Below are 3373 nucleotides of genomic sequence, written 5' to 3' on the forward strand. Positions count from 1 at the left end.
ATTTACTTAACTGTTACTTAAAAGTTGTAGAAGAAAGCTCTGGCGGGGGCAGTGACGCTCAAGGGAGAGCTGCGGTGATCGGTTTCACCGTCCAAGAGAACATTTTCTGGTTAACTTTGGGGGGGATAGTCTGGATTATCCTGAGCAATCCCCAGTCTGAAGAAGGGGACAATCGACAGGGATCCCTTGATGAGGTTGACCATGGACTTGGGCTTGGTGGTGATTGCCTACAAAGAGGGGGATCGGGAGAGCAAAGCCGCCTGCCAGAGGTGTGCGGAGCAGTTGCGCCGGCGCGGTGTTACGGTGTTGACAGCTCCCACCGGCTTGCACCACAACCCCTACCCAGTCTTTTTGGAGGCCACCTCGGATCCCATCGATCTGGCAGTGGTGCTGGGGGGAGATGGCTCGGTGTTGGCGGCGGCACGATACCTAGCCTCCTATGGGATCCCGATTTTGCCAGTCAAAGTGGGGGGTAGGCTGGGGTTTTTGGCCCAGTCGGAGCGGGTGCTGCAACAGGATCCCTGGGATCGCATTCAGGCAGGGGATTTTTTCTTGCAAGCCCGCATGATGTTGCAAGCCCAGATTTGGGAACAGCCGCAGTTGGGGCAAGGGGATCCCTTGGCCGCCCGTGGAGAGGGAAAGTCGCAAGGCCGTCCGGCCAGCGAAGTCTACTATGCCCTCAATGAGATCTGCCTGAAGCCAATCAACCGAGAACGGCTGCCTGCCGCGATCATGGAGATCGAGGTAAACGGAGAGATTTTGGATCAGTACCACGGGGATGGCGTGCTGGTGGCCACACCGACGGGATCCACCTCTTACACTCTGGCAGCCAATGGCCCCATCCTCGAGCCCACCCTCGACGCCATCATCATCACCCCTATTTGTCCCCTGAGTTTGTCCAGCCGTCCTATTGTCATCAGCGGCACAGCCAGGGTGGACATTTGGCCTCTTGCCGATCCCGAAGGGTTGACCCGCCTGTGGACAGATGGCGTGTTGGCTCAGTCGGTGAATCCCGGCCAGTGGGTTCACATTCAGCAAGCGCCTACACCGGCCAAGCTGATGATCCTGGAAAAAGAGCTCTCCTACTTTCGCACTCTGCGGGAAAAATTGCAGTGGGCGGGCAGCCGCATCTACATCCCCACCACCAACCACCGCCCCGAGGGGGGATAAGGAGAGCTTAAAGTTGGGCAGCTAGAGTGGCAAAGTTCGCTCCCATAAGCATATTTCCCATGAGCCTGAGACTTTACCTCCTTAGACACGGAGAAACTCCCTACAGCCGTTCCGGCAGCTTTTGCGGCGCTCTCGATCCCGACCTCACCCCCGAAGGCAAACAAATGGCAGAAGCCTTTGCCGCAGCCTATGCTGGGATCCCTTGGCAAGCTCTCTACGTCAGCCCGATGCGGCGCGCCTTGGCTACCCTAAGCCCCCTGGCCGAGAAAGTTGGCTTGGAGATGCAGATTCGAGAGGGCCTAAGAGAAATTCACTATGGCGAGTGGGAGGGCAAAACCCACGCCGAGGCACAAGAAGCCTACCCAGAAGCCTATTGGCGCTGGATGACCGAGCCAGCCTGGAACGCGCCCCCAGGGGGGGAAACCGCTGTGCAAATTGCCAATCGGGCTATGCCGGTTGTGGCTGAGATCCAGGAAAAATGGACCCATGGCAACGTCTTGATCGTCTCCCACAAAGCCACAATTCGGGTCATTCTCTGCAGCCTGCTGGGCATTGACCTGGGCCGCTACCGGGATCGCATTGAGGTTTTGGCCGCCTCGGTCAGCGTGGTCAAGTTCGACCGCTATGGTCCTCTTCTGGAAATCTTGGGGGAACGCAGCTATCTGCCTCCCGATCTGCGAGAAAGGGCAGGTACCTAATTGTTAGAGGGAGCAAGGTTTAGGATTCTTGAGGTCTTTTGGGTCTCTTTTTGAGGGAGCAATCATGGGCAAAAAACTGGGATTAGCACTGGGCAGCGGCGGAGCGAGGGGATGGGCTCATATTGGTGTGATTCGAGCTCTAGAGCAGGCCGGGATCCCCATTGATTATATTGCCGGGACGAGCATTGGCGCTTTTGTGGGAGCCATTTATGCAGCGGGAGAACTGGATGAGCTGGAAGACTTTGTGCGAGATCTCAACTGGAAGATGATCCTGTCTTTGTTTGATGTGGTCTTTCCCACCTGTGGCCTGCTGGATGGCAACAAAATTTATGAGCTGCTGACAGAACATTTGCAAGAGCTGTGTATTGAAGAGGCCGGGATCCCCTTTTGCTGTGTGGCTACCGACTTGATCACAGGCCAGGAGGTGCTGTTGCGTTCGGGCAAAATGGCAGATGCCGTGCGGGCCAGCATCTCTATCCCAGGAATTTTCACTCCCTTTCACCACGAAGGGCGCTATCTCGGAGATGGGGGCATTGTCAACCCGGTGCCAGTGCGGGTGGTGCGGGAGATGGGGGCCGATGTTGTTGTTGCGGTCAATCTCAACCATGTGGATCCCGCGGATGTGGAGTCGCAACTGGAAGAAACAGAGGTGGAAGAAACCCTTCAACGGCGACAGCGCTTGAATGCTGAAGGAGAAGTGATCGAAGAAGAAACCAACTTCATCACCCGCATTCGCAAACGCTATCAATCCCTACAACAAGGGATCCAAGAAAAAATTAGCCAATGGTTTCCAGATGAGCCCTCTGGTCCCAATATTTTCGACGTTATTGGCAAGACGTTGAACGTGATGGAGCAAATCGTTACCCGCAGTGTTTTAGCCGAACATCCGCCGGATTTGCTCTTACAACCCAAGCTGAGCCAGTATGGGATCTTCGATTTTCATCAAGCAGATCCGATTATTCAGGAGGGCTATCGACAAATGCGGCGGGCCATTCCAGAATTGCGACAAAAGTTGGAGCAGTGAACCACCACTTCTTCAGCAGTTTAACCTAAAGCTTTGCAAGGATCTGCGCCCAAGCTTTCCAAACAATCTCAGATGGATCCTGCTATCAAAATGGGCCTGAAGCTCACTCAATTGGGATAAATTGCAACAGCGATCCCGTGTGGATGAGATGGGCCGGGGCAGATTTTCCATCCTGGTCGGGATGGGCCAGCAGCACACAGCGATCTTGAGGGGTGAGGTCAAACTTGACAGAGGGATCAGGTTCTCTTTCCAGTGGAGGGCTGAGCTGGGGATCCCCGACAAAAGTAAGTCGTGCCAACACGGTCAGCAGGTGATCTTGATGGGCCAGGTCTGACCCAAAAGGAGTCCGCTCTTGTAACGTAACAAGTGCTACCGGGTAACCTTCTCGCATCAAGTAGAAGAGGATCCCGGCACAGCGCTCTACAGCTCGCTCCAACTTGTCTCGATGGATCTCGGGCCTCTCTTTCTGGGGCTGCCAGCG

At 55.4% G+C, this 3373-nt stretch carries 3 protein-coding genes and 1 pseudogene; 3 read left to right on the forward strand and 1 reads right to left on the reverse strand.

Annotated elements, in window-relative coordinates; genetic code table 11:
• The first annotated feature begins 201 nt into the window (after positions 1 to 201).
• The 3 genes from NW820_RS11255 (at position 202) to NW820_RS11265 (ending at position 2892) form a co-directional block, all read left to right on the forward strand.
• Entirely contained in the window at positions 202 to 1170 is a 969-nt protein-coding gene (locus tag NW820_RS11255) for an NAD(+) kinase (protein ID WP_414407524.1), read from the forward strand.
• A gap of 59 nt (positions 1171 to 1229) precedes the next feature.
• On the forward strand, positions 1230 to 1868 hold the full coding sequence (locus tag NW820_RS11260) for a histidine phosphatase family protein (RefSeq protein WP_414407522.1): 639 nt from the start codon (positions 1230 to 1232) through the stop codon (positions 1866 to 1868).
• Positions 1869 to 1932: 64 nt separating this feature from the next.
• Positions 1933 to 2892, forward strand: a complete 960-nt coding sequence (locus NW820_RS11265; protein WP_414407523.1) for a patatin family protein — start codon at positions 1933 to 1935, stop codon at positions 2890 to 2892.
• Positions 2893 to 2995: 103 nt separating this feature from the next.
• Here the strand turns inward: NW820_RS11265 and NW820_RS11270 are convergent.
• A pseudogene (locus tag NW820_RS11270) lies at positions 2996 to 3373 on the reverse strand (DUF58 domain-containing protein); the annotation flags it as partial.

Source organism: Synechococcus sp. R55.7 (assembly GCF_047461955.1).
Classification (GTDB): Bacteria; Cyanobacteriota; Cyanobacteriia; order Thermostichales; family Thermostichaceae; genus Thermostichus.

Bases quoted from the DNA above. Each gene is read 5' to 3' on its own strand.
- NW820_RS11265 (WP_414407523.1), top strand. From the start codon at position 1,933: ATGGGCAAAAAACTGGGATTAGCACTGGGCAGCGGCGGAGCGAGGGGA.
- NW820_RS11260 (WP_414407522.1), top strand. From the start codon at position 1,230: ATGAGCCTGAGACTTTACCTCCTTAGACACGGAGAAACTCCCTACAGC.
- NW820_RS11255 (WP_414407524.1), top strand. From the start codon at position 202: ATGGACTTGGGCTTGGTGGTGATTGCCTACAAAGAGGGGGATCGGGAG.